Source organism: Methylococcus mesophilus (assembly GCF_026247885.1).
Lineage (GTDB): Bacteria > Pseudomonadota > Gammaproteobacteria > Methylococcales > Methylococcaceae > Methylococcus > Methylococcus mesophilus.
The window spans coordinates 2676614-2700860 of the sequence record NZ_CP110921.1 but is presented as its reverse complement, the minus strand read 5'-3'; the positions used below and the strand labels follow the sequence as shown (position 1 = coordinate 2700860).

The window sequence follows — 24247 nt, the reverse complement described above, 5'->3', positions numbered from 1 at the left end:
CGCGCGATAAAACAACAGGCCCAATAGTAAAACAGCCTCGCAGCGTAGCGCAACCACAATCCCACCCCTTCCATAGAATTTTGTTGACAGGCGGGTTTAAGGTCCGTCTCAAGATCTTCGGGCAGAATGATAGTGAACGGTGTAACGGAATGGAACCGGCCCATTACGCCGGCAGATCCGGCAGGTCGGCATCCGCCCCGCACACCACGCGGCTCGGCGGAAAAAGACAGGTGAATCGGCTGCCTCGACCGAGTTCACTGGCGATGAGCAGTTCGGCATCATGGCGCGACATGACGTGCTTAACGATGGCGAGTCCCAAGCCAGTGCCTGACTTGTTGCGGCAGCCTTCGATTTCGACCCGATAGAAACGTTCGGTGAGGCGGGGAAGATGTTCTTTCGGAATCCCCGGGCCGGTATCCTCGACATCCAGCCGGGCGCAGCCCGATTCTTCCCGGGACCAGCGTACTGTCACGGTATCGGACGGCCTGCTGTACTTGATCGCGTTGGAAATCAGATTGGCGAATGCGCTGTGCAGGTCGGTTTCGTTGCCCAGTAAAGAATCCCGGGAATCGAGCGTCAGCCGCACGGGCGTGTGCTCATTCGCCTCCACCACGTTGGCTTCCTTGCACAGCCGCTCGAGCAGAGCGGGAACCCGAACGACGGTCGCCGGTTTGGGCGGGCCCGATTCCAGCCGTGTCAGCGACAGCAGATTGTCGACCAGGCTCTGCATGCGGCCGGTCTGTTCCACCATGCGCTGGACCATTTTTCCATAGGCGGACGCCGGGAGATCCTGCCCACCGTCGTTCAGGGTTTCCATGTATCCCCTCAGTACCGTCAAAGGCGTGCGGAGCTCATGGGAAACGTTCGCCACGAAGTCGCTGCGGACACGCTCCATGAAACGAAGCTGCGTCACGTCCTGAGCGATAAGCAGCCTGGAGTCCTCGCCGTAGGGGACGATCCTGACTTCCAACTGCATCGCCTCGTCCACCGGGGAAGGGATGCTGACGGTCGCACTGTGCCTCGGATTTTTCAGGTGCTCGGCAAACTTCGGATAGCGCACCAGATTGCCGATGTTCTGGCCCAGATCGCTCTTGCGCAGTCCGAGGAGGTGACAAGCGGACTCGTTGAACCAGTCGATTTCATCCCGCGCCCCCAACACTACGGTGGCATCCGGCAAGGCGGCGGTTGCCGTCCGGAATTGTTCCAGCATGCGGATGAGTTGCTTCTTGCGCCGCTTGTTGCGGCGGCGCAGCTTGTGGATCAGATAATAGATTTCTTCCCAGATTCCCGTGCCGGCGGGAATACGCCCGCTCCGCCCGCCACGCATCCAGGCATGCAACCGGTTGGCGTGGAACAGGTGGTGAAGCAGGTACAAGGCCGTGCCGACCCACAGGGCGAAGCCGGAGTCGTCGACGATTCGGCCGGCGATGACCGCAACCAGCAGCACCCAGAATATCGTGAAGAATTCGGAAGCCCAGGCCCGAAGCATGCGTCAGTCCGGCCGCGTCGAGAAACGGTAACCGAATCCTCGGACGGTCTGGATCATCTCTTCCCGGTCGTGTTCCGAAAGTATCTTGCGCAGCCTCCGGATATGGACATCGACAGTGCGCTCCTCGATATAGGCGCTGCGGCCCCATACCTGGTCGAGCAGTTGGGCACGGCTGTACACCTTGCTTGGATGGGTCAGGAAAAACTCCATCAACCGGTACTCTGTCGGGCTGAGGTTCACCGACTCCTCGTCGATGCTGAGCCTGTGTTCATCGGTGTCCAGCAGAATGCCGCCGATCTCGATACGCCCATCCAGCTTGGCCTGCCGATTGCTCCGGCGCAGGACCGCCCGGATGCGCGCGATCAGTTCCCGCGGAGAAAAGGGCTTGGTCACGTAGTCGTCAGCGCCCACGTCGAGCCCTCTGATCTTGTCTTCCTCCTCGCCGCGGGCCGTCACCAGGATGAGCGGAATGTCGCCGTAATTTTCGTCCTTCTTCAGGCGGCGCGCCCATTCGACGCCGCTGATTCCCGGCAGCATCCAGTCCAGCAGGATCAGATCGGGTTCCTGCTCATCCATCCGGCTCAAGGCCTGCTGGACGTCTCCCGCGGTGTGCACGGCGAAATCCGCCTGTTCGAGGACCAGGGTCAGCATCTCCCGGATGGCTTCCTCATCTTCCACTACCAGCACGTTGATATCGGACATTCTTCGGATTCCAGCGTTAAAAAACCGCGTCTAATCTAATTACCGAAGATTACCGTCCCGTTACAACTCCGAGTCAGGCCGGAGGGTTCGGACAGAAGAGGTCAGCCCATCTTGGAGAATTTTAACCGTCCGTCTTCGGCATCCACGCCGATCACGTCGCCGGGTGCGAATCGGCCGCCGAGTATATCCAGCGCAAGCGGATTTTCCAGCTCCTGTTGAATGGCCCGCTTCAGCGGCCTCGCACCATACACCGGATCGAATCCGGCCTCGCCGAGCTGGTCCAGCGCCGCGTCGGACACCACCAGGGACAGTTCGCGTGCCTCCAGGCGTTCCTGGAGATGGCGGACCTGAAGCCGGGCGATGGCGCGGATCTGTTCCTGCCCCAAGGGATGGAACACCACGGCCTCGTCGATGCGGTTGATGAACTCCGGCCGGAAATACTGGCCCACGATCTCCATGACCTCGGCCTTCATCTCGGCGTAATGCGCCTCACCCGCCAATTCCTGGATGCGATTGGAACCCAGATTGGACGTCATCACCACCACCGCATTGCGGAAATCCACGGTGCGGCCGTGGCCGTCGGTGAGGCGACCGTCGTCCAGCACCTGCAGCAGCACGTTAAAGACGTCCGGATGCGCCTTCTCGACCTCGTCCAGCAGAATCACGGAATAGGGCTTACGCCGCACGGCCTCGGTCAGATAGCCGCCCTCCTCGTAGCCGACATAGCCGGGCGGAGCGCCGATCAGGCGGGCGACCGAATGCTTCTCCATGAACTCCGACATGTCGATGCGCACCATCGCCTCGTCGGTGTCGAACAGAAACTCGGCCAGGGCCTTGCAGAGCTCGGTCTTGCCCACGCCGGTCGGGCCTAGGAATAGGAAAGAGCCGTTCGGTCGGTTGGGATCGGCCAGACCGGCGCGGGACCGTCGTATGGCGTTGGATACTGCGGCAATCGCTTCCTGCTGCCCGACCACCCGGCGGCCGAGATTTTTTTCCATCTGCAGCAGCTTCTCGCGCTCGCCTTCGAGCATCTTCGCCACGGGAATTCCGGTCCATTTGGACACGACTTCGGCGATCTCCTCGTCGGTGACCTTGTTGCGCAGCAGCTTGAACTCGTCGTCTTCGCCGGCTTCGGCTGCGGCCAGGCGCTTTTCCAGCGCCGGAATCTGCTCGTACTGGATCTGGCCGGCGCGGGTCAGGTCGCCGCTGCGCTTGGCGCTGTCGAGGTCGAGGCGGGCCTTTTCCAATTCTTCCTTGACGCTGGCGGCGCCGGACAACCGGGACTTTTCGCTCTTCCAGATTTCTTCCAGATCGGCGTATTCCTTTTCCAGCTTGCCGATCTCTCCCTCCAGGGCCTCCAGCCGTTTCCTCGACGCCTCGTCGGTTTCCTTTTTCAAGGCTTCGCGCTCGATCCGGAGCTGGATCAGGCGGCGGTCGAGCCGGTCCATCTCCTCCGGTTTCGAATCGATTTCCATGCGGATACGGCTGGCGGCCTCGTCGACCAGGTCGATCGCCTTATCCGGCAACTGGCGGTCGGTGATGTAACGGTGCGACAGCGTGGCCGCAGCCACGATCGCCGGATCGGTGATGGTGACGCCGTGATGGACCTCGTAGCGCTCCTTCAGCCCGCGCAGGATGGCGATGGTGTCCTCCACGGTCGGCTCGTCGACCAACACCTTCTGGAACCGCCGTTCGAGCGCCGCATCCTTTTCTACATATTTGCGGTACTCGTCCAGCGTGGTCGCGCCGATGCAGTGCAGCTCGCCCCGCGCCAGCGCCGGCTTGAGCATGTTGCCTGCGTCCATCGCCCCTTCCGCCTTGCCGGCACCGACCATGGTGTGCAGCTCGTCGACGAACAGGATGACGCGGCCTTCCAGCTTGGCGATGTCGTTGAGCACACCCTTCAGCCGCTCCTCGAACTCGCCGCGAAATTTCGCCCCGGCGATCAGCCCCGCCATGTCCAGCGCCAACAGGCGCTTGCCCTTGACGCCCTCCGGCACTTCGCCGTTGACGATGCGCTGGGCCAAGCCTTCGACGATGGCCGTCTTGCCCACGCCGGGTTCGCCGATCAGCACCGGGTTGTTCTTGGTGCGCCGCTGCAGCACCTGGATCGTCCGGCGGATTTCGTCGTCGCGGCCGATCACCGGATCGAGCTTGCCGCGTTCGGCGCGCTCGGTCAGGTCGATCGTATATTTCTGCAAGGCCTGACGCTGCTCCTCGACGTTCGGATCATCCGCCGCCTGGCCGCCGCGCATCGTATCGACAGCCTGCTCCAACGCTTTCTTATTGAGCCCTGCCTTGCTCAACGCCGCGGGTAGTTCGCCGCGGGATTCCAGCGCCGCGAGTACGAACATTTCGCTGGTGATGTACTGGTCGCCGCGTTTCTGCGCGAGCTTGTCGCTCAGATTCAGCACCCGCGAAAGGTCGGCGGAAATCTGCACATCGCCGCCCACACCTTCCACCGATGGCAGGCGTTCCAACATTGCGTTCAACTCGTCCTGCAACTGGCTTACATTCGCACCGGCCTGAGCCAGCAGCGGCCGCACCGTGCTGCCCTCCTGACTGAGCAGCGCCGACATCACATGCACGGCTTCGATGAACTGGTGGTCGCGCCCGAGCGCCAGGCTCTGGGCATCGGCGAGGGCCGCCTGAAACTTGCTGGTCAGTTTGTCCATTCGCATCGCTTCAACCCCTCAAGGCTGTGTTCAATTGTCCGTGGTTGTGAGGGCAGGTGCGCCCATTTCAAGCATAGTTCCCGGAGTACCCAAGGTTAGGGCCATATGTGACAATAGCCCGAGGGGAAAACACCCCGGACAACCGCTTGGCGATTCATGGTGACTTTTCGTTCCGGCGTTGTCTAACAAGCGCATGTTTCGATCATGCGTAATTATTTACCTTGGAGGATTCGAGCTGCTATGAGCAATAAATTCCAGAAAACCTCGCTGTCGACCGTCGTGGGTACCGCCCTCGCCACCTCCCTTTCGGCCGGTGCCGTCGTGGCCGCCGAGAATCCCTTCGCCGCCAAGGAACTGACGAACGGCTACATGCAGGTCGCCGAGGCCGGCAAGGAGCAAAAGGAAATGAAGTGCGGCGCCGAAGTGATGAAAAGCAACCCGGAGATGAAATGCGGCGCCTCCATGATGCAAGGCACCGATGCCAAGGCAATGGAAGGCAAATGCGCCGGCATGAAAAAGGATGGCACATCCCCGGCTCCGGCTCCCGCCGAAACCCCGAAACCCTGAGTCTCTGATTGCCAGCGCCGCGCGGGATGATCGACCAGTCCACCGGCATTCGCGGCGCGGGCCTGGGTCTGCGGCGCAACTTCATCGAATCCGTTGCCGCCGATCCGCCGGGATCGGTGGACTTCTATGAAGTCGCGCCCGAGAACTGGATGCGAATGGGCGGCCGCAACGGCCGCCTGTTTCGCTCCCTGACCGAACGCCTCCCTTTCGTCTGCCACGGGCTGACGCTTTCCCTCGGCGGGCCGACGCCGCTGGACGAACCGTTTCTCACCGAACTCAGGGAGTTCCTGGAACTCCATTCCATTTCGCTGTACAGCGAGCACTTGAGCTACTGCAGCGACCAGGGACATCTCTACGACCTGCTGCCGATCCCGTTCACCGCCGAAGCAGTAGGCTACGTCGCGGAACGCATCCGCCGGGTCCAGGACATTCTGGAGCGGCGCATCGCCATCGAAAATGTGTCCTACTACGCCGCACCGGGCCGGGAAATGGAGGAGATCGATTTCCTCAACGCAGTGCTCGTGGAAGCCGATTGCGACCTGCTGCTCGACGTCAACAACGTCTACGTGAACAGCGTCAATCACGGCTACGACCCCGTAAACTTCCTCCTGGCCCTGCCGCCCCAGCGCATCGTCTATGCCCACATGGCGGGCCATTACGTGCAAGCCCCGGATTTCCTGGTCGACACCCACGGCGCACCGGTGATCGACCCGGTCTGGAGGCTGCTCGGCACCGCCTACCAGGCCTTCGGCATTTTCCCTACGCTGCTGGAACGGGACTTCAACATCCCTCCGCTGGCCGAACTCCTGGACGAAGTTGCCGCCATCCGAAACTTGCAGCAACGAACGGCCGAACCTGCGCTACGGCTATGCCATGGCTGAAACCGAATTCGCCTTCCAGCGCCTGCAACGGGAATTCGCCTCCCACATCCGGGACCCCGCCCGCTATCCGGCCCCGGCCGGGGTTCCCTCCGAGCGCATCGCGATCTACCGGGAACTGCTGTACAACAACATCGAAAGCTTCGTCGGCAACGGGTTTCCGGTCGTCAAACGGATTCTGGGTGAGGAGCGCTGGAACTCGCTAGTGCGGGACTTCTTCGCCCGCCATGTCTGCACCACGCCGTATTTCTCCGAAATCTGCGAAGAATTCCTCGCTTATCTTGAAGAAGAGCGGAACTTGGGCGGGGACGACCCGCCTTTCCTGTTCGAACTCGCCCATTACGAATGGGTCGAGCTCGCCCTGGCCATCCATCCGGCCGAGGCATTTCTGCGATCGGCCGGGCTGCCGCCGAACTGGCCGGAGCGGCGCGTGGAGATTTCCCCCCTGGCCTGGCATCTCGGCTACCGCTACCCGGTCCACCGCATCGACCCGGATTTCATCCCGGATTCCCCGCCGGAGACGCCTAGCTTCCTCCTGGTCTACCGCGGCCGGGACGAACGCGTCCGGTTCCTGGAGAGTCCGCCCCTGCTTCACCGCCTGTTCGAATTGTTCGACGAAGCGAGGTCCGCGGTCCTCGGGAGGCATATCGAACGGCTGGCGGCAGAAACCGGTGGCGACTCCATGGTCCTGAACCGGCAGGTCGAACCGGTGCTGGCAGACCTCGACGAACGCGGCATCCTCCGCTTCGTCTGACAGCAGCTCAACTCAGGCTCAGCAGGGCGACGGTGTCGCCGTCGCCGGCGGCCAGTTCCGCGTCGAGCAGATAAATCCTATTCGGCTCGATTCCTTTCTGCATGAGGTAGCTGCGTATCCCGGCGGCGCGCGCCTGCGCCAGACGGCGCAGATCGATTTGGCTGATGGACCAGTCCTTCAGTACCTTCCGGCGGGCACTTTCGACAACCGTGCTGCTCAGAAGCCGCTCCCCCTTCGGCAGCTCGGCCCATTCGCTCGCTCCGGGATAACGCAGGCGGTAGAACTGGCTGAACAGACGGCGGTAATCCTCGTCGGACAGGGCCAAGGGACCGGCCGCTCCCCTGTCCCGGTCTCCCCCGGCAAGGCGCAATTCGATGGCCTTGGCGTTCTCCAGTTGCCGCCGCAATTGCTGCTCCGCCAGCGCGCTAGCATCCTTGCCGCTCCGGGCCGTTCCCCGGATTTCCAGGGAAAGGCCGGAGCGCTCCGAAAGCGCGGTCGCCAGCTCGTCCAGCTTGGTCTTTTCCGCACCATCCAGCTCAAACGAGCCGGGACGAAACCCGATCGAGCCGGCATCATCGCTGCCGCCGTCGAACAGTACACCGATCGCCGAAAACGGCGAACTGACCACCTGGGTGATCGCGCCCATGGCAGCTTTCGCCAAAAGGCCGGTAATGCTGAATTTGGGATCGTCCAGATTGCCGCTGATGGGCAGGTCGATGTTGATCTTGCCGTCCAGCCCCCGCATCAGGGAGACCGCGAGCTTCACCGGCAAGGAAGTCGCGTCCGGGCTTTCGACGCGCTCGCCCAGAGTCAGGTGGTCGAAAACCATATTGTTGTCGGCCAGCAGTTTCCGGTCGGAAAGCCGATAATGCAGGTCCAAGTCGACCTTGCCCTTGTCGATCCGGTAGCCGGCGAACTTGGCGGAATAGGGCGAGAGTTCAGTCAGATCGACGTTCGCGAAGCGCATGCTGACGTCGGCAAAGGTGCCGATCTGAAACGGGTTGATCCGGCCGCTGATAGTCACCGGAGAGGCGTCGCTGATGCTGCCTTTGATCGAGACCTCCGCCTTGGCATCACGCTTGGAGGACAAAGACTGGATGAAGCCGGTCAGGCCGTGGATGTCGACGGAAACGCTCGGCTGGAGGCTGAGGTCGGAAAAATCCGCGGACCCGTTGCGGACCAGCAGGGAGCCCACCGTGACCGCGAGCGGCCGGCTCGCCTGTTGTGGCGCCATAAGGGGCCTGGGCCGCGGCTGGAACAGGTTCTCGATCAGGTTGAGCGTGCGTTCCTGGCTCACGACGATACGGGCATACGGCTTATCGGCAATCAGTTCGCGTATGCTCAGCCGGTTCTCCGACGTTTCCAGTGTCAACCCTTCCGCACGCAGGGAGTGCCAGTTGACGAAATCCCGTCCCTCCTTTCTGTCCAAAGTAACCAGGCCGGCGATTTCGGCCATCCCACTGAAACGGACGTCGTTCCTGGTGGACCGGTACGCCAGATTCCCTTTGAGGTTGAGCCGTCCCTTGGCGAGATCGATCCGGGCCAAACCGTCGAGATAAGGCCTGAACGGCCGCAGGCCGACTTCTGCCACTTGCAGGTTCAGATCGACTTCCGGCGGATCGAACATTCCGGAGCCCTCCGCCGTGATCCTGCCCCGCCGGCCGACGCCGGACTCCAAACGGAGCGTGAATTGTCCCCGCCGCGTATCCAGCCCCCGGAGCCGGATTTCCAAGCCATCGAAGCCGATACCGGCCGGCGGATCGACGCTGTGATCGGCAAGGTTGAGTCGGTAGTTTCGTATCAGCCCCTCTTCCAGCTTGAACGCCCAGTGTTCCTTCGAAGAATTGGCGTGCTTTCCGGTGGCTTCGGCGCCGAGGAAGCCCGGCATTTCGAATCTCCCTTTCGGCGAAACCCAGGCGTTGATTTCCGCGTCGGCCGTATCAAATTTCTCTACTGATAATAGCTTTTTCCCCAGATCGGCCGACAACGCCTCTGCCGAAATTTTCCCGAAACGAATCTCCCGCGGTACATCCGCGGTATCGGAAAAGTCATGGAGAATAACGCTGTCCAATCCAAGTCCCTTCGCGAACATGGCGGTTTCACCCAGTCCGAGGCCGTTCATCCGGATATTCGATACCACCGCATCTATTCTGCCAGACCCTTTTTTCTGAGTGAGATTTATTGTATTGATGCCGACGCTTCCAGCCCGCATGGAAAATTCGGAACAATCGACCGACAGCTTTCCTACATCGACATCGACGATGCGAACATGGACCCCTTCTTGACCGTCGACGGAAAGGGTATTGAGATGAGCTTTGCCCAATGTCAGTGTCGATGTCGCGCCATCGTATTCCAGTTCGTCGAGTTGGATATCGTCGACTTTATTTTCGACGGCTGGACCGTTTTCTACGCGCCATTGAACGTCATGTCCCGTAAGATTCGATTTACCAAGCAAGAACACCGATCCGTCATCGATCGATCTGTATTCAAACGCCAGATTTCCATTCAGCATCCCTTTCTTAAGCGCAATTCCGGTGCCTTCGATATAACCAGACATAGGCATCAAATCGAAGTTGTCCACATGGAAATCGGCAGTTATTTCAACCGGATCGAGCGCAAGTGCCGCCTTGGCGTTCAATTTGGCTTGGCCGCCGCTCGAGCCTTTCAGTTCCAACCGTGCGGGCCGGCTCAAGTCCGGGCCCAGATCGTAAAGATCGGCATCTACCTCCACGGCGGTGAGCGTGACGTTGCCGCCTTCGTCGACTAATTCCAAGGTGCTGTTTTCAATCGAGAATGATCTGACTACGAAGGGGATCGTCGGGGACGATGCGTCGCCGGTCTCGCCAATGAGCTTCGTCCAGTTGGAGACTCCCTTCCGATCCAGACCGATTCGTATACCGACCCGGTCCGCCATGCCTTCCACGACCAGGTATCCTATTTTCAGGCTGGCCGTCACAGCGACATCGAAAACGACATGCTCCGCCGTCATGGCAGATTGGCCGTCGAGGGTATCGAGCGCAGCCCTATCGAGTTCAAGCCTGCCGGAAAACGGGTTGAACCTCACCTCCGCCAACCGGAACGCGCCTTGCAATTGTGCCGCCGCGATCTCCGGTAACCGCGTTTTCAATAAATATGGAACGACCCAGAAACCGATACCCGTATACAGGACGGCGAGGAAAGAAACACCCGCCGTCCAATAAATCCATGCACGCGTATTTTTATTCCGAACGGATTCGAAAGACATGTCCAAAAACCGACAAATATACGATTCTAACGATTGGTATCAGTCGACTCGCTCGACCTTGAGAATGACGCCTTCCACGTCACCGACCCTGATCCTCGTGCCTGCGGGACAATCTTCCCCATGTACCCGCCAGATCGAGTCGTCGATACGGATTTTCCCCATGCCGTTGACGATGGGCTGCTCGAGTGTCAAGATCCGGCCGATGTATTGCGCCGCCCGGCGGTTGAGCAATGGCCGGTCGGAAATGATGGGTTTGCGGCCCATGAACTTTTCGACGACGAAGATACTGGCCAGGGAAAGTATGGAAAACACGAGCAACTGGATTTCCCAGCCCAGCCAGGGAAGCAGCCAGAATACCGCTCCCGTCACCAGCGCCGCTTCCGCCATCCAGAGGAAATACATGCCTGGAAGGAGGAGTTCGAGGATCAGCAGCAAGGCACCCAGTGTCCACCAGTGCCAGAAAACCAGGGTATACCCGATCATTTGCGAACCTTGGATTCGCCGAAGGTCTCCCGGGCCAACTCGGCGATGCCTACCAGGGAACCGAGCAGGCTGGAGGACTCCAGCGGCATGAGGATGAGCTTGTTGTTCGGCGCCGCCGCAACATCGCGCAAGGCTTCGACGTATTTCTGGGCGACGAAATAGTTGACAGCCTGGATGTCGCCTTTGGCGATGGCCTCGGAGACCAGCGCCGTCGCGCGCGCCTCGGCTTCCGCCAGCCGTTCCCTGGCTTCGGCGTCCCTGAAAGCCGCTTCACGCCGTCCTTCGGCTTCGAGAATTGCCGCCTGCTTTTCACCCTCCGCCTTCAGGATTTCGGATTGGCGATGGCCTTCCGCTTCCAGGATGGAGGCGCGTTTGTCGCGCTCGGCTTTCATCTGCCGAGCCATCGAATCCACCAGATCCTGCGGTGGGGCAATGTCCTTGATTTCGATGCGCGTGACCTTGACGCCCCAGGGAGTGGTGGCGTCATCCACGACGGTGAGGAGACGTGCGTTGATCTCATCCCGCTTCGAAAGCAATTCATCTAGATCCATCGATCCCATAACGGTGCGGATGTTGGTCATCGTCAGTTGCATGATGGCGAACTGGAGGTTGCTGACTTCATAGGCGGCCCGCGCGGCATCCACCACCTGGTAGAACACCACGCCGTTGACCGTGACCATGGCGTTGTCCTTGGTGATCACTTCCTGGGAAGGCACATCCAGCACCTGCTCCATCATGCTCATGCGGGCCCCGATCTGATCGATGACCGGGCGAATCCAGTTGATGCCTGGACTCAGCGTCCTCGTGTATTTGCCAAAGCGTTCCACCGTGTACTCAGTGCCCTGAGGAACGAATTTGACGCTAAGGACCACCAGGACGATGCAGAGGACGAAGAAAAACAGAACGAACAGCGCAAAGCCGGACATGTGTGTCTCCCATGGAAGCTGACGAATCAGACGCGTTTAGGATAGCTTGATCATTCATTCGTCCACACGGCCAGATTCAGAAAGTTCTTTGAAAAAAGAGATTTGATTTATGACTAGCGTGAAACCAATCTGTGGATAACAGAATTTCCATATAAATATCAGTTATTTGTAATATCTGCATGGGTGTTGGCAAAACCGGGCTGACATGTAGATGGATTGTGGATAACTTGATCACGCCCACGGACCTCGAAGGACAGCACACGTTATGCACAGGGAACGGCCTGCTTTTTCCCACACAGACTCCAAACCAAGGAACCGCACCGATGTTCGAAGTTGCAGAACTCAAGTCCACGCTCGACAAAGCCACATACGCCGCGCAGATTCCCGATTTGCGGATGCAGCTTCTGGATTTGCAGCAGAGGATCGAAGCCGCGGGGATCACCGTCGTCTTTCTGGTGGCGGGTCTGGACTGCGCGGGGAAGGGCGACACCATCCATACGTTGAACGAATGGATGGACCCGCGCTACATGGAAACCCATGCCTTCGGCAGGCTTTCGGAGGACGAACGGGAGCGCCCCAACCACTGGCGCTATTGGATGGCTCAGCCGCCGCGCGGCCGGATCGGGATTGTCACCGTTGGCTGGTACGGACCGCCGCTAGCGGACCGGCTGTATTCGCGCATCGACGAGGCCGTCTTCCTGGCCGAACTGGCCCATGTCAACCGCCTGGAAAAAGCCTGGACCAGCGATGGCGCTCTGGTGGTCAAATGCTGGCTGCATCTCAGCAAGAAGCAGCAGCGCAAGATCATCGAGAAAACCGAGGGCGATCCCGAGACGCGCTGGAAGATCACCGATACAGAGCACGAACACCTGAAGCTTTACGACGATTTTCTGGTGATCGCGGAAAAGGCGCTGCGGGAAACCAATACCCCGGAAGCCCCGTGGTTCCTGGTCAACGGCTATGACTCGCATTACCGTCGGATCGCGATCGGCCGCCATCTGGCTCAGTGCATTACCGCGCGTTTGGAAGGTGTCCGGGAACAATGCGTCAAGCCGGAACCCCCGGTTTCGAGTCCCGGCCCCAGCATCCTGGGCACAGTGGATTTGAAAGCCAAACTTGGAAAAAGAGCCTATCAGGAGGAAAAAACCGCCTTTCAGGCCAAGATCAGCCGCCTGACCCGGCTGGCGCGCCAGCAGAAGCGCTCGGCCATGCTGGTGTTCGAGGGTTGGGACGCTGCGGGTAAGGGCGGCGTCATCCGCCGAATCACGCCGGCGATGGATGCCCGCAACTACCGGGTCATCCCGATCGCCGCGCCGACCGACGAGGAAAAGGCGCATCACTACCTCTGGCGGTTCTGGCGGCATCTGCCGCGCGACGGCAACGTCACTATCTACGACCGGAGCTGGTACGGGAGGGTGCTGGTGGAACGGGTGGAAGGCTTCGCCAGCGACGAGGAATGGCACCGCGCCTATTCCGAAATCAACGACTTCGAGGAGGAGCTGACGGGCCACGGCATCGTCCTGCTCAAGTTCTGGCTGCACATCTCCAAGGACGAACAGGCCAGACGGTTCCGGGAGCGCGAGCAGACGCGCTACAAACGCTACAAGATCACCGAGGAGGACTTGCGCAACCGGGAGAAATGGGATGCCTACGAACAGGCCGTGAACGACATGGTGACCCAGACCAGCACCAGCTACGCGCCTTGGCACATCGTCGCCGCCAACGACAAATACCATGCGCGCGTCGAAGTGTTCCGCACCCTGTGCAAGGCGTACCAGCGGGCGCTGAAACTCTAGTTACCTAACGGTATGAAAAGTCTGATAAACTTCGCCCCCCCTCGAGCCATCCCCAGCCGGGCCGAAACCGGCGGAGCCCCATGTTTTTCCATGACGAATTCGATGTAATCGTAGTCGGCGGCGGACACGCCGGCACCGAGGCCGCCCTGGCCGCGGCGCGTACCGGCGCGCGCACTCTGCTGCTGACGCAGAACGTCGAAACCCTGGGCCAGATGAGTTGCAATCCGGCCATAGGCGGTATTGGCAAAGGCCATCTGGTGAGGGAAATCGACGCCCTGGGGGGCCTGATGGCGCGTGCGGCGGACCGCGCGGGCATTCAGTTCCGCACCTTGAACGCGAGCAAGGGACCGGCGGTGCGGGCGACCCGCGCCCAGGCGGACCGCAGCCTCTACCGCAAGGCCGTGCGGCAGGGACTGGGCGCTCAGGAAAACCTCAGCCTGTTCCAGCAGACCGTGGTCGACCTGATCGTCGAAGACGGCAGGGCGGCCGGCGTCGTGACCCAGATGGGGCTCAAGTTCCGTTCCCGCTGCGTGGTGCTCACCGTCGGGACATTTCTGGCCGGGCGCATCCACATCGGCCTGGAAAACTACGACGGTGGCCGGGCCGGCGACCCGCCCGCGACCGATCTCGCGCGGCGCCTGCGCGATCTGGGGTTCAAGGTCTCGCGGCTGAAGACCGGGACCCCGCCGCGCATCGATCGCCGCAGCATCGATTTCAGCCGGATGGTCGAACAGCCGGGCGATGATCCGACCCCCGTGTTTTCTTTCATCGGCAGTCGCGACGAACACCCTTCGCAGGTGTCCTGCCACATCACCCGCACCAACGAGCGTACCCATGAGCTGATCCGCGCCGGCCTCGACCGTTCGCCGATGTTCACCGGCGTGATCGAGGGAGTCGGACCTCGCTACTGTCCGTCCATCGAAGACAAGGTGGTGCGTTTCGCCGAACGCGGTTCGCACCAGATTTTCGTCGAGCCGGAAGGCCTCGACAGCCTGGAAATCTATCCCAACGGGATCTCCACCAGCCTGCCGTTCGACGTGCAGATCGCCGTGGTCCGCTCGATCGAGGGGTTCGAGAACGCAAGAATCACCCGGCCCGGCTATGCGATCGAATACGATTTCTTCGACCCGCAGGACCTCCATTACTCACTGGAAACGCGCCACATGGAGAACCTGTTTTTCGCCGGCCAGATCAACGGCACCACCGGGTACGAGGAGGCGGCGGCGCAGGGATTGCTGGCGGGCCTGAACGCGGCGCGCAAGGCGCGGGACTTGGAATCGTGGTGGCCGGGCCGGGGCGAGGCCTACCTCGGCGTGCTGGTCGACGATCTCATCACCCGCGGCACGTCCGAGCCCTACCGCATGTTCACCAGCCGCGCCGAATACCGCCTGGTGCTGCGGGAAGACAATGCCGACCTGCGTTTGACCGAAACCGGCCGTGCCCTGGGGTTGGTGGACGATGCGCGCTGGGCGGCGTTCGAAGCCAAGCGCGGCGCCATCGAAGCGCTGGGCGCGCGTCTCGCGGCACGGCGCGTCCGTCCCGATACCGAGGAAGCGGAAGCGTGGAGCAAGCGCACCGCGATACCGCTGCAGCGCGAAGCCAGCCTGTTGGAGCTGCTGCGGCGCCCGGACGTCGGCCTCGATCTCATCGCGGGCTGCGCCCCGGAATTGTTCGAAGGCATGGACGCGGCGGTGCGGGAGCAGGTGGAAATCCAGGCCAAATACACCGGCTACATCGAACGCCAGCAGGCCGAAATCGAGCGCGTCCGGCGCTACGAGGCTTGGCATCTGCCGGAGGCGATGGATTATGGCAAGGTCGTTGGGCTCTCCAACGAAGTGCGGGAAAAGCTCGGCCGGGTCCGGCCTGGCACCGTTGGCCAGGCGGCGCGTATTCCCGGCGTCACGCCGGCGGCGATCTCGCTGTTGCTGGTACATCTGCGCAGAACCGGCGCCGCGCAATGCCCCTGACCGCACTGCTCGAGCGAGGCTTGAGCGAACTGGGCTTGTCCGCCGATCCCGAACAACGCCGGCGTCTGCTGCATTTCGTCGAACTGCTGCGCAAGTGGAACCGGGTTTACAACCTCACGGCCATCGAAGATCCGCGGGAGTCAGTGCAACTGCATCTCCTCGACAGCCTTTCGGTCGCACCCTACCTGCACGGCGAGCGGGTGCTGGACGTCGGAACCGGCGCGGGCCTGCCGGGTATTCCGCTGGCGATCGTGCAGCCGGAGCGGCGGTTCGTGCTGCTCGACTGCAATGCGAAGAAAATCCGCTTCGTCCATCAGGCGGTGATCGAACTGGGTCTCTCCAACGTCGTGCCGGCGCAGGCGCGTATCGAGTCTTTCACCGATGCGGCGGGTTTCGACTGCGTGCTGGCGCGGGCTTATGCCTCGCTGGCGGAAATCTGGGCCGATGCAAGCCGCCTGCTCAAGGCGGGCGGGTCCGTGCTGGCCCTCAAGGGGCGCCGGCCCGAAGCCGAACTCGGCGAACTGCCGGCTGGAGTGACGGTCGGTATCCATCGGCTGCGGGTGCCCGGCGTGGACGCGGAACGGCATCTTGCAGAACTCAGGGCGACAGGGCAGGATTCGTAAATGGGCAAGGCAAAGATCATCGCAATCGCGAACCAGAAAGGGGGGGTCGGCAAGACCACGACCGGCGTCAACCTGGCCGCATCGCTGGCGGCGACGAAAAACAAAGTGCTGCTGATCGACCTCGATCCGCAAGGCAACGCGACCATGGGATGCGGCATCGACAAGCGAACTCTCCGCAGATCGAGCTACCAGGTGCTCATCAGGCATGCCCGGGCCACGGATGCGATCGTCGAACTCGAAGGGCTGGGTTTCGACCTCATGCCCAGCAATTCCGACCTGGCCGCGGCGCAGGTCGATCTGCTGCAAATCGAAGGACGCGACCGCTGTCTGGCCGAGGCCTTGGAGCCCTGCCTCAGCGTTTACCGGTTCATCCTGATCGACTGCCCGCCGTCCTTGAACATGCTGACGGTCAACGCCCTGGTTGCGGCCGACAGCGTGCTGATCCCGATGCAATGCGAGTACTACGCGCTGGAAGGCCTGTCGGATCTGATGGACACCCTGGGCAAGATCCGCGCGAGCGTGAACCCCCGGCTGGCGGTGGAAGGCCTGCTGCGCACCATGTACGACACCCGCAGCCGGTTGGCCAACGAGGTTTCCGAGCAATTGCTCGAGCATTTTCCGGACCGGGTATTCCGCACCGTCATTCCCCGCAACATCCGCCTGGCCGAGGCACCCAGCCACGGCGTGCCGGTCATGTATCACGACAAGAGTTCCAAGGGCGCGCTGGCCTATCTGGCGCTGGCCGGCGAAATCGTCCGCCGCAATGAGCGAAAGACCGCCGCCGCGTAGAAAACGAGTGAATCGACGAGCATGAAAAGACCCGCCTTGGGCAGAGGACTGGAAGCCCTGCTGGGAGAAGCCAAGCTGGATCCGAAGCAGGAATCCCTGCGGAAACTCCCCATCGAACACCTGGAACCGAGCCCGTTCCAGCCTCGCAAGGATTTCGATTCGGCCAAGCTGCGCGAACTCGCCGACTCCATCAGCGCCCAGGGCATCGTCCAGCCGATCGTGGTGCGGTCCGCTGAACAGGGGCGCTACCAGATCGTTGCCGGCGAACGGCGCTGGCGCGCAGCGCAGATCGCCGGCATCCGCGAGGTGCCGGTGGTGGTGCGCGAAGTGCCGGACCAGGCCGCCCTGGCGATCGCACTCATCGAAAACATCCAGCGCGAAGACCTGAACCCGATGGAGGAAGCCGAGGCGATTCAGCGCCTGCTGGAAGAGCATCGGCTGACGCACCAGCAGGTGGCCGATGCCCTGGGCAAGTCCCGCGCCACCATTACCAATCTCAACCGGCTCAATGACTTGCATGCAGACGTGAAAGCGCTGCTGCGCGCCGGCGAAATCGATATGGGCCACGCAAGAGCTTTGCTCACGCTGCCCGCCGGCCAGCAGGGCGAAATCGCCCGGCGTATCGCCGACAAGCGCCTCAGCGTGCGGGAAGCGGAGTCACTGGTGAATAGTCTGTTGAAAGCCGCCGAGTCAGGCCCGAAAGCCGCCGCCGCGGTCGATCCCGACATTGCCGGACTGGAACGGCGCATGGCCGAGCATTTGGGCGCAGGCGTAAGGATTCAGCACGGTGGGAAGGGGGCGGGCAAGCTCGTCATTTCCTATGCCAGCCTGGAGCAGCTCGAAGGTCTGCTGGCGCGATTCGGGGGCTGAACCGGTTTGATCTTTGAGAAACCCGCTGCTATGATGCCGCGGCGTTTATGCGGGGATGCCTGAAGTGTTGGGCGCGCGTTTGTACGGGGGGGTACGACGGATCATCCGCTGGCAACTCATCGTGATGGTTGTCTGCGGAGCGATTGCCTACATTGCAGGCGGATGGAAAACAGCAATATCGGCGTCTGCAGGGGGGCTGATCGCGTTCTTACCGAATGTGGTCTTTGCGCTCCGTTTCGGCTTCTTCGACCCGGCCCGTAGTGCGCGCGACATCGTGCGCGCCTTCTATGTCGGCGAATCCTTGAAGCTCGTCTTGACCGGCACCCTGTTCTTCCTGGCATTTCAATTCCGCGAACTAGAATTTTTGCCGCTTTTCTCCGGATTTATAGTGGCACTCGGGGTGTATTGGATCGCCCTGCTGCAACGAATTTGAACAACTAGAGCAAGGCTGACAATGGCGACTGAAGCGCACGATACCGGTGGCGCCACCGGCTACATCGTCCATCACCTGACCCCCCTCTCCTCCGGTGAGGGTTTCTGGACCCTGCATGTGGACACGCTGTTCTTCTCCGTGTTCCTGGGCGCAGTGTTCCTTTTCTTCTTCCGCAAGGCCGCCGAACAGGCGACCGCCGGTGTGCCCGGGCCCTTGCAGAACTTCGTCGAGATGATCGTCGAATTCGTCGATACCCAGGTCAAGGACAGCTTCCACGGCCGCAACGCCCTGATCGCACCGCTGGCCCTGAGCATTTTCGCCTGGGTCTTCCTGATGAACACCATGGATCTCCTGCCGGTCGACCTGCTGCCCGACGTGGGCAAGGCGATTGGGCTCGAATATCTGCGCGTGGTACCGAGCACCGACCTCAACGCCACCTTCGGCATGTCGATCTCGGTGTTTTTCCTGATCATTTTTTACAGCCTGAAAGTCAAGGGGCCGGTCCATTTCGCGAAGGAATTCCTGTTCCATCCGTTCGATCACTGGGCGTTGATTCCCTTCAATCTGCTGCTGAATACGGTTGAGTATCTGGCGAAGCCGGTCTCTCTCGGTTTGCGACTTTTCGGCAACATGTATGCGGGCGAGCTGATCTTCATACTGATCGCGCTGCTGCCCTGGTGGATCCAGCCGGCATTGAGTTTCCCGTGGGCGGTGTTCCACATCCTGATCATCACGCTGCAAGCGTTCATCTTCATGGTGTTGACCATCGTCTATCTCAGCCTGGCGCACGAAAGTCACTAAGGCATTGCTTCCACTTCTTTTTTCTAAATCACTTTAACTTACCTTTTGGAGGAAAAATGGAAACTGTATATGGTATGACCGCGATCGCTGTCGGCATCATCCTGGGTCTGGGCGCCATGGGCACGGCCATCGGATTCGGCCTGCTCGGCGGCAAATTCCTGGAGGGCGCCGCCCGCCAGCCGGAAATGGTCCCCATGCTGCAGGTCAAGATGTTCATCGTTGCGGGTCTGCTCGACGCCGTGACCATGATCGGCGTCGGTCTCGCACTGTTCTTCACCTTCGCGAACCCGTTCGTGAAATAAGCTGACCATTCGCATACGGTTGAAACCTTAGCGAAAGCACTCAAGCAAGTGAGGACAGCGCCGTGAACATCAATGCCACGCTATTCGGGCAAATGGTCACATTCGCGCTTCTGGTGTGGTTCACCATGAAGTACGTCTGGCCGCCCCTGTTGCAAGCTCTGGAAGAGCGCAAGAAAAAAATCGCCGAAGGTCTGGCTGCGGCCGAAAAAGGCAAGCACGAGATGGAGCTTGCCGAAAAGCGCGCGACCAGCGCCTTGAAGGATGCCAAAGACCAAGCCGCGGAAATCGTGAACCTGGCTCAAAAACGCGCCAACGCGCTGGTGGACGAATCGAAGGAGTCCGCCAAGCTCGAGGGCGAACGCATCCTCGCGAATGCCAGGTCGGAGATCGACCGCGAGCTGGAAAATGCCAAGGAAGATCTCCGCAAGCAGGTTTCCGTGCTGGCGATCAGTGCTGCGGAGAAAATCCTGCAGCGCGAGGTCGACCAGAAAAAGCACAAGGAAATCCTTTCCGGCCTCGGCAAGCAGTTGGGCTAGACATCGATGAGCGAACTGACCACCCTGGCCCGGCCCTATGCCGTCGCCGTATTCAAGTCGGCCAAGGAGGCCGGCAAGATGCAGGAATGGGCCGACATGCTCGAATTCCTGAAGCAGGTCATGGCCGATCCTCTCATCGACCGGGCCGCCAGCGATCCGAAGGCCGGAAAAGACAAGTTCGTCGCCAACTTCCTGGACCTCTGCAAAGGTCATGTCACCTCCGACGGCGAGAATTTCGTTCGTCTTCTGGCGAACAACGGCCGTCTGGGACTGGTCGGGACGATCGCCGACATGTTCGCCGAATTCCGGGCGGAAGAAGAAGGGTACGTTGACGTCGACGTCATTACCGCTTACCCGCTCGAAGAGAGCGAAGAAACGAATCTCAATGCGTTGGTGGAAAAGTGGATGTCGCGTAAGGGGCGCCTTCACGTCACCGTGGATGAATCCCTGATCGCCGGCGTGATTCTGCGCGCGAGCGGCCGGGTCGTCGATGCTTCCATACGTGGCCAGCTCCAGCGATTGGCGAAACGACTCTCCAATTAGAATGAGACAGTATCATGCAATTGAACGCGTCTGAAATCAGTGATCTCATCAAGCAGAGGATCGGGAAGTTCGATCTGGGCGTTGAGTCACGCAGTGAAGGAACCATCGTCAGCCTGACCGACGGCATCGTCCGCATCCACGGTCTCCAGGACGTGATGCAGGGCGAAATGGTGGAGTTCCCCGGCAATACCTACGGCATGGCGCTCAACCTGGAGCGCGATTCGGTCGGTGCGGTGGTGCTCGGTTCCTATGAGCATCTCTCCGAAGGCGACACCGCGAAGTGCACCGGCCGCATCCTGGAAGTGCCGGTGGGCGAGGCGCTGCTCGGCCGAGTGGTCGATGCGCTGGGCAACCCGATCGACGGCGCGGGCCCGATCGACGCCAAGCGCTTCTCGCCGATCGAGAAGATCGCGCCGGGCGTGATCTCGCGCCAGTCGGTGAGCCAGCCGCTGCAGACCGGCCTCAAGGCCATCGACTCGATGATCCCGGTGGGCCGGGGCCAGCGCGAGCTGATCATCGGCGACCGCCAGACCGGCAAGAGCGCCATCGCGATCGATGCCATCATCAACCAGAAGGGCACCGGCGTTAAGTGCATCTACGTCGCGGTCGGCCAGAAGCAGTCCTCGATCGCCAACGTGGTGCGCAAGCTGCAGGAGCACGGCGCGATGGAACATACCATCGTGGTGTCGGCCTCCGCCTCCGAATCCGCCGCGCTGCAGTTCATCGCCCCCTACTCCGGTTGCGCCATGGGCGAATACTTCCGCGATCGCGGCGAAGATGCGCTCATCATCTACGACGACCTGACCAAGCAGGCCTGGGCTTACCGCCAGATCTCGCTGCTGCTGCGCCGTCCGCCGGGCCGCGAAGCCTATCCGGGCGACGTGTTCTACCTGCATTCGCGCCTCTTGGAACGCGCATCGCGGATCAACGAAGAAGAGGTCGAGCGTCTCACCAAGGGTGAGGTGAAAGGCAAGACCGGCTCGCTGACCGCCCTGCCCATCATCGAGACCCAGGCCGGTGACGTGTCCGCCTTCGTACCGACCAACGTGATTTCGATCACCGACGGCCAGATCTTCCTGGAAACCAACCTGTTCAACGCAGGCATCCGTCCGGCCGTGAACGCCGGATTGTCGGTGTCCCGCGTCGGCGGTGCGGCCCAGACTAAGATCATCAAGAAGCTCGGCGGCGGTATTCGTCTCGACCTCGCACAGTACCGCGAGCTCGCGGCCTTCGCCCAGTTCGCATCGGATTTGGACGAGGCGACCCGCAAGCAGATCGAGCGCGGCCAGCGCGTGACCGAGCTCATGAAGCAGAACCAGTATTCGCCCATGAGCATCGCGCAGATGGGCGTCTCCCTGTTCGCGGCGAACGAAGGCTATTTGGACGACATCGAGGTCAGCAAGGTGCGCGACTTCGAAGATGCCCTGCAGGAATACATGAAGTCGCAGTGCGCCGAGCTGCTGAAGTCGATCGACGCAACCGGCGATTACAACGAAGCGATTCAGGCCGGCTTGCACGAAGCGATCAAGAAGTTCAAAGCGACTCACGCCTGGTAAAGGTGCAACCATGGCCGTCGGCAAAGAAATCCGTTTAAAGATCGCGAGCGTTCGCAATACCCAGAAGATCACGCGCGCCATGGAAATGGTTGCGGCGAGCAAGATGCGCCGCACCCAGGACCGGCTGCAGGCGACCCGCCCGTATGCGCGCAAGATTGCCCGGATCATCAAGCACCTCGCGCAAGCCAATCCGGAGTACCGGAATCCGTTCATGATCGAACGCCCCGTCAAACGCGTGGGCGTGGTCCTGGTGTCTTCGGACCGCGGTCTGTGCGGCGGCCTGAACTCCAATCTGTTCCGGCTGATGCTGCGGCGGATGAAGGCATGGGGCGAAGCGGGCGTCGAAGTACGCCTGGGCGTGATCGGCCAGAAGGGCGCGTCGTTCTTCGGCAGCGTGGGAGCGGACATCGCCGGGCAGGTCGTCCGGCTGGGCGATACGCCGCACCTGGAAGGCATCATCGGCGTCCTGAAGGTCATGCTGGACGCGTATGGCGAAGGCGAGATCGATGAGCTTTACGTGGCTCACAACGAGTTCGTCAACACCATGACGCAGAAGCCGAAGCTGGAATGCCTGGCGCCGATCAAGGCGGAAGAGATCTCCGATGAGCTCAAGGGCCATTGGGATTACCTTTACGAGCCCGACGCCAAGACCGTGCTGGATGCGCTGATCACGCGCTATATCGAGTCGCTGGTGTTCCAGGGTCTGGTCGAGAACAACGCTTGCGAGCAGGCCGCCCGCATGGTCGCCATGAAGAGCGCCTCCGACAACGCCGGCAAACTCATCAAGGAGTTGCAGCTGATCTACAACAAGGCGCGGCAGGCGGCCATCACGCAGGAAATCGCCGAAATCGTCGGCGGCGCGGCTGCGGTCTAGCGGAATAAATCATTAGATATCCGAAGAGGGCAGAAATGAGTTCTGGGAAAATCGTACAGATCATCGGCGCGGTGGTCGACGCGGAATTTCCGCGCGAATCCTTACCGAAGATTTACGACGCACTGCGCGTTGACGAGGTCGGCCTCGTCCTCGAAGTCCAGCAGCAGCTGGGCGACGGCGTGGTGCGCTGTATCGCCATGGGTTCCACCGATGGCGTCAAGCGCGGCGTCACCGTAACCAACACGGGCGCACCGATCTCGGTGCCGGTGGGCACCGAAACGCTCGGCCGCATCATGAACGTGCTCGGCGACCCGATCGACGAAAAAGGTCCGATCGGCGAGAAGGAACGCTGGGGCATCCACCGCAAGGCGCCTTCCTATCAGGACCAGGCCGCCGCCAACGAATTGCTGGAGACCGGCATCAAGGTGATCGACCTGATCTGCCCGTTCGCCAAGGGCGGCAAGGTCGGGCTGTTCGGCGGCGCCGGCGTGGGCAAGACTGTGAACATGATGGAGCTGATCCGCAATATCGCCATCGAACACAGCGGCTACTCGGTATTCGCGGGCGTAGGCGAACGTACCCGTGAGGGCAACGACTTCTACCACGAAATGAAGGACTCGAACGTTCTCGACAAGGTGTCGCTGGTATACGGCCAGATGAACGAGCCGCCGGGCAACCGTCTGCGGGTGGCATTGACCGGCCTCACCATCGCCGAGAAATTCCGCGACGAAGGCCGCGATGTGCTGCTGTTCATCGACAACATCTACCGCTACACCCTGGCGGGTACGGAAGTGTCGGCACTGCTCGGGCGCATGCCGTCCGCCGTGGGCTACCAGCCGAACCTCGCCGAGGAGATGGGTATCCTGCAGGAGCGCATCACTTCGACCAAGACCGGCTCCATCACGTCCATCCAGGCCGTGTACGTCCCGGCCGACGACTTGACCGACCCGTCTCCGGCAACGACCTTCGCGCATCTCGACGCCACCGTGGTGTTGTCGCGCCAGATCGCCGAGCTGGGCATCTACCCGGCGGTCGATCCGCTGGATTCCACCAGCCGCCAGCTCGATCCGCTGGTGATCGGCCACGAGCATTACGAGACCACCCGCCGGGTGCAGAGCACCCTGCAGCGGTACAAGGAGCTGCGCGACATCATCGCGATCCTAGGGATGGACGAACTCTCGGAAAACGACAAGCTGATCGTTTCGCGCGCCCGCAAGATCCAGCGTTTCCTGTCGCAGCCGTTCTTCGTGGCCGAAGTGTTCACGGGTTCGCCCGGCAAGTACGTTTCGCTGAAAGACACGATTTCGGGCTTCAAGGGGATCGTCGAAGGCGAGTACGATGACGTGCCGGAGCAGGCGTTCTACATGGTCGGTTCGATCGACGAGGCGCTGGAGAAAGCCAAACGCCTGGCCGCTTGATCGGCAGCCATAGGAGGTAAT

General features: G+C 61.2%; 22 protein-coding genes. 16 read left to right on the top strand and 6 right to left on the bottom strand.

What is annotated here, in order from left to right:
* Window positions 1–163: 163 nt before the first annotated feature.
* The 3 genes from phoR to clpB form a co-directional block, all read right to left on the bottom strand.
* Window positions 164–1489 carry a phosphate regulon sensor histidine kinase PhoR gene (gene phoR, locus OOT43_RS12795; protein WP_266020971.1) on the bottom strand — a complete coding sequence of 442 codons (1326 nt, stop codon included), beginning with the start codon at window positions 1487–1489 and terminating at the stop codon, window positions 164–166.
* A 3-nt stretch (window positions 1490–1492) separates the two neighbouring features.
* The gene (phoB, locus tag OOT43_RS12790; RefSeq protein ID WP_266020970.1) at window positions 1493–2191 is read right to left on the bottom strand and encodes a phosphate regulon transcriptional regulator PhoB; all 699 of its coding nucleotides are present in this window, start codon (window positions 2189–2191) and stop codon (window positions 1493–1495) included.
* A gap of 101 nt (window positions 2192–2292) precedes the next feature.
* On the bottom strand, window positions 2293–4872 hold the full coding sequence (clpB, locus tag OOT43_RS12785) for an ATP-dependent chaperone ClpB (RefSeq protein ID WP_266020969.1): 2580 nt from the start codon (window positions 4870–4872) through the stop codon (window positions 2293–2295).
* A gap of 234 nt (window positions 4873–5106) precedes the next feature.
* Here clpB and OOT43_RS12780 point away from each other — a divergent pair, with 234 nt between their 5' ends.
* From OOT43_RS12780 to OOT43_RS12770, 3 genes are read left to right on the top strand one after another with little or no spacing between them, the layout of a single operon-like run.
* The gene (locus OOT43_RS12780; protein WP_266020968.1) at window positions 5107–5433 is read left to right on the top strand and encodes a hypothetical protein; all 327 of its coding nucleotides are present in this window, start codon (window positions 5107–5109) and stop codon (window positions 5431–5433) included.
* 26 nt (window positions 5434–5459) lie between these two features.
* On the top strand, window positions 5460–6314 hold the full coding sequence (locus OOT43_RS12775; RefSeq protein WP_266024909.1) for an HvfB family MNIO-type RiPP peptide maturase: 855 nt from the start codon (window positions 5460–5462) through the stop codon (window positions 6312–6314).
* Complete coding sequence (locus OOT43_RS12770) at window positions 6307–7065, top strand: HvfC family RiPP maturation protein (protein WP_266020967.1); 759 nt, start codon at window positions 6307–6309, stop codon at window positions 7063–7065. Before OOT43_RS12775 ends, OOT43_RS12770 begins: the two co-directional genes overlap by 8 nt.
* A 7-nt stretch (window positions 7066–7072) precedes the next feature.
* On the opposite strand, the gene OOT43_RS20685 is transcribed toward OOT43_RS12770, so the two are convergent.
* Genes OOT43_RS20685 through OOT43_RS12750 form a run of 3 tightly spaced genes read right to left on the bottom strand, consistent with a single transcriptional unit; the run spans window position 7073 to window position 11718 of the window.
* Complete coding sequence (locus OOT43_RS20685) at window positions 7073–10309, bottom strand: DUF748 domain-containing protein (protein ID WP_449406820.1); 3237 nt, start codon at window positions 10307–10309, stop codon at window positions 7073–7075.
* A gap of 39 nt (window positions 10310–10348) precedes the next feature.
* Window positions 10349–10792: an NfeD family protein gene (locus tag OOT43_RS12755; protein WP_266020965.1), complete on the bottom strand. Its 444-nt coding sequence runs from the start codon at window positions 10790–10792 to the stop codon at window positions 10349–10351.
* On the bottom strand, window positions 10789–11718 hold the full coding sequence (locus OOT43_RS12750) for an SPFH domain-containing protein (protein ID WP_266020964.1): 930 nt from the start codon (window positions 11716–11718) through the stop codon (window positions 10789–10791). The genes OOT43_RS12755 and OOT43_RS12750 overlap by 4 nt, the downstream gene beginning before the upstream one ends.
* Before the next feature lie 323 nt (window positions 11719–12041).
* Between OOT43_RS12750 and pap the strand changes: the two genes are divergently transcribed.
* The 13 genes from pap to atpD all read left to right on the top strand — a co-directional run bounded on the left by pap (window position 12042) and on the right by atpD (window position 24226).
* Entirely contained in the window at window positions 12042–13514 is a 1473-nt protein-coding gene (gene pap, locus OOT43_RS12745) for a polyphosphate:AMP phosphotransferase (protein WP_266020963.1), read from the top strand.
* A gap of 80 nt (window positions 13515–13594) precedes the next feature.
* On the top strand, window positions 13595–15481 hold the full coding sequence (mnmG, locus tag OOT43_RS12740; RefSeq protein ID WP_266020962.1) for a tRNA uridine-5-carboxymethylaminomethyl(34) synthesis enzyme MnmG: 1887 nt from the start codon (window positions 13595–13597) through the stop codon (window positions 15479–15481).
* Entirely contained in the window at window positions 15472–16104 is a 633-nt protein-coding gene (rsmG, locus tag OOT43_RS12735; RefSeq protein ID WP_266020961.1) for a 16S rRNA (guanine(527)-N(7))-methyltransferase RsmG, read from the top strand. The genes mnmG and rsmG overlap by 10 nt, the downstream gene beginning before the upstream one ends.
* The gene (locus OOT43_RS12730) at window positions 16105–16893 is read left to right on the top strand and encodes a ParA family protein (RefSeq protein ID WP_266020960.1); all 789 of its coding nucleotides are present in this window, start codon (window positions 16105–16107) and stop codon (window positions 16891–16893) included.
* A gap of 21 nt (window positions 16894–16914) precedes the next feature.
* A complete protein-coding gene (locus tag OOT43_RS12725) occupies window positions 16915–17763 on the top strand; it encodes a ParB/RepB/Spo0J family partition protein (protein WP_266020959.1) in 849 nt (282 codons plus the stop codon).
* Between the two features lie 55 nt (window positions 17764–17818).
* A complete protein-coding gene (locus OOT43_RS12720; RefSeq protein WP_266020958.1) occupies window positions 17819–18196 on the top strand; it encodes an ATP synthase subunit I in 378 nt (125 codons plus the stop codon).
* Window positions 18197–18217: 21 nt separating this feature from the next.
* Entirely contained in the window at window positions 18218–18997 is a 780-nt protein-coding gene (atpB, locus tag OOT43_RS12715; RefSeq protein WP_266020957.1) for a F0F1 ATP synthase subunit A, read from the top strand.
* 56 nt (window positions 18998–19053) lie between these two features.
* Entirely contained in the window at window positions 19054–19299 is a 246-nt protein-coding gene (atpE, locus tag OOT43_RS12710) for a F0F1 ATP synthase subunit C (RefSeq protein ID WP_010959380.1), read from the top strand.
* 62 nt (window positions 19300–19361) lie between these two features.
* Entirely contained in the window at window positions 19362–19835 is a 474-nt protein-coding gene (locus OOT43_RS12705) for a F0F1 ATP synthase subunit B (RefSeq protein WP_266020956.1), read from the top strand.
* A 6-nt stretch (window positions 19836–19841) separates the two neighbouring features.
* Window positions 19842–20378 carry a F0F1 ATP synthase subunit delta gene (locus OOT43_RS12700; RefSeq protein WP_266020955.1) on the top strand — a complete coding sequence of 179 codons (537 nt, stop codon included), beginning with the start codon at window positions 19842–19844 and terminating at the stop codon, window positions 20376–20378.
* A gap of 14 nt (window positions 20379–20392) precedes the next feature.
* Entirely contained in the window at window positions 20393–21934 is a 1542-nt protein-coding gene (gene atpA, locus OOT43_RS12695) for a F0F1 ATP synthase subunit alpha (protein WP_449406819.1), read from the top strand.
* A gap of 10 nt (window positions 21935–21944) precedes the next feature.
* Window positions 21945–22808 carry a F0F1 ATP synthase subunit gamma gene (gene atpG / locus OOT43_RS12690; RefSeq protein WP_266020954.1) on the top strand — a complete coding sequence of 288 codons (864 nt, stop codon included), beginning with the start codon at window positions 21945–21947 and terminating at the stop codon, window positions 22806–22808.
* Between the two features lie 35 nt (window positions 22809–22843).
* On the top strand, window positions 22844–24226 hold the full coding sequence (gene atpD, locus OOT43_RS12685) for a F0F1 ATP synthase subunit beta (RefSeq protein WP_266020953.1): 1383 nt from the start codon (window positions 22844–22846) through the stop codon (window positions 24224–24226).
* Window positions 24227–24247: the final 21 nt, after the last annotated feature.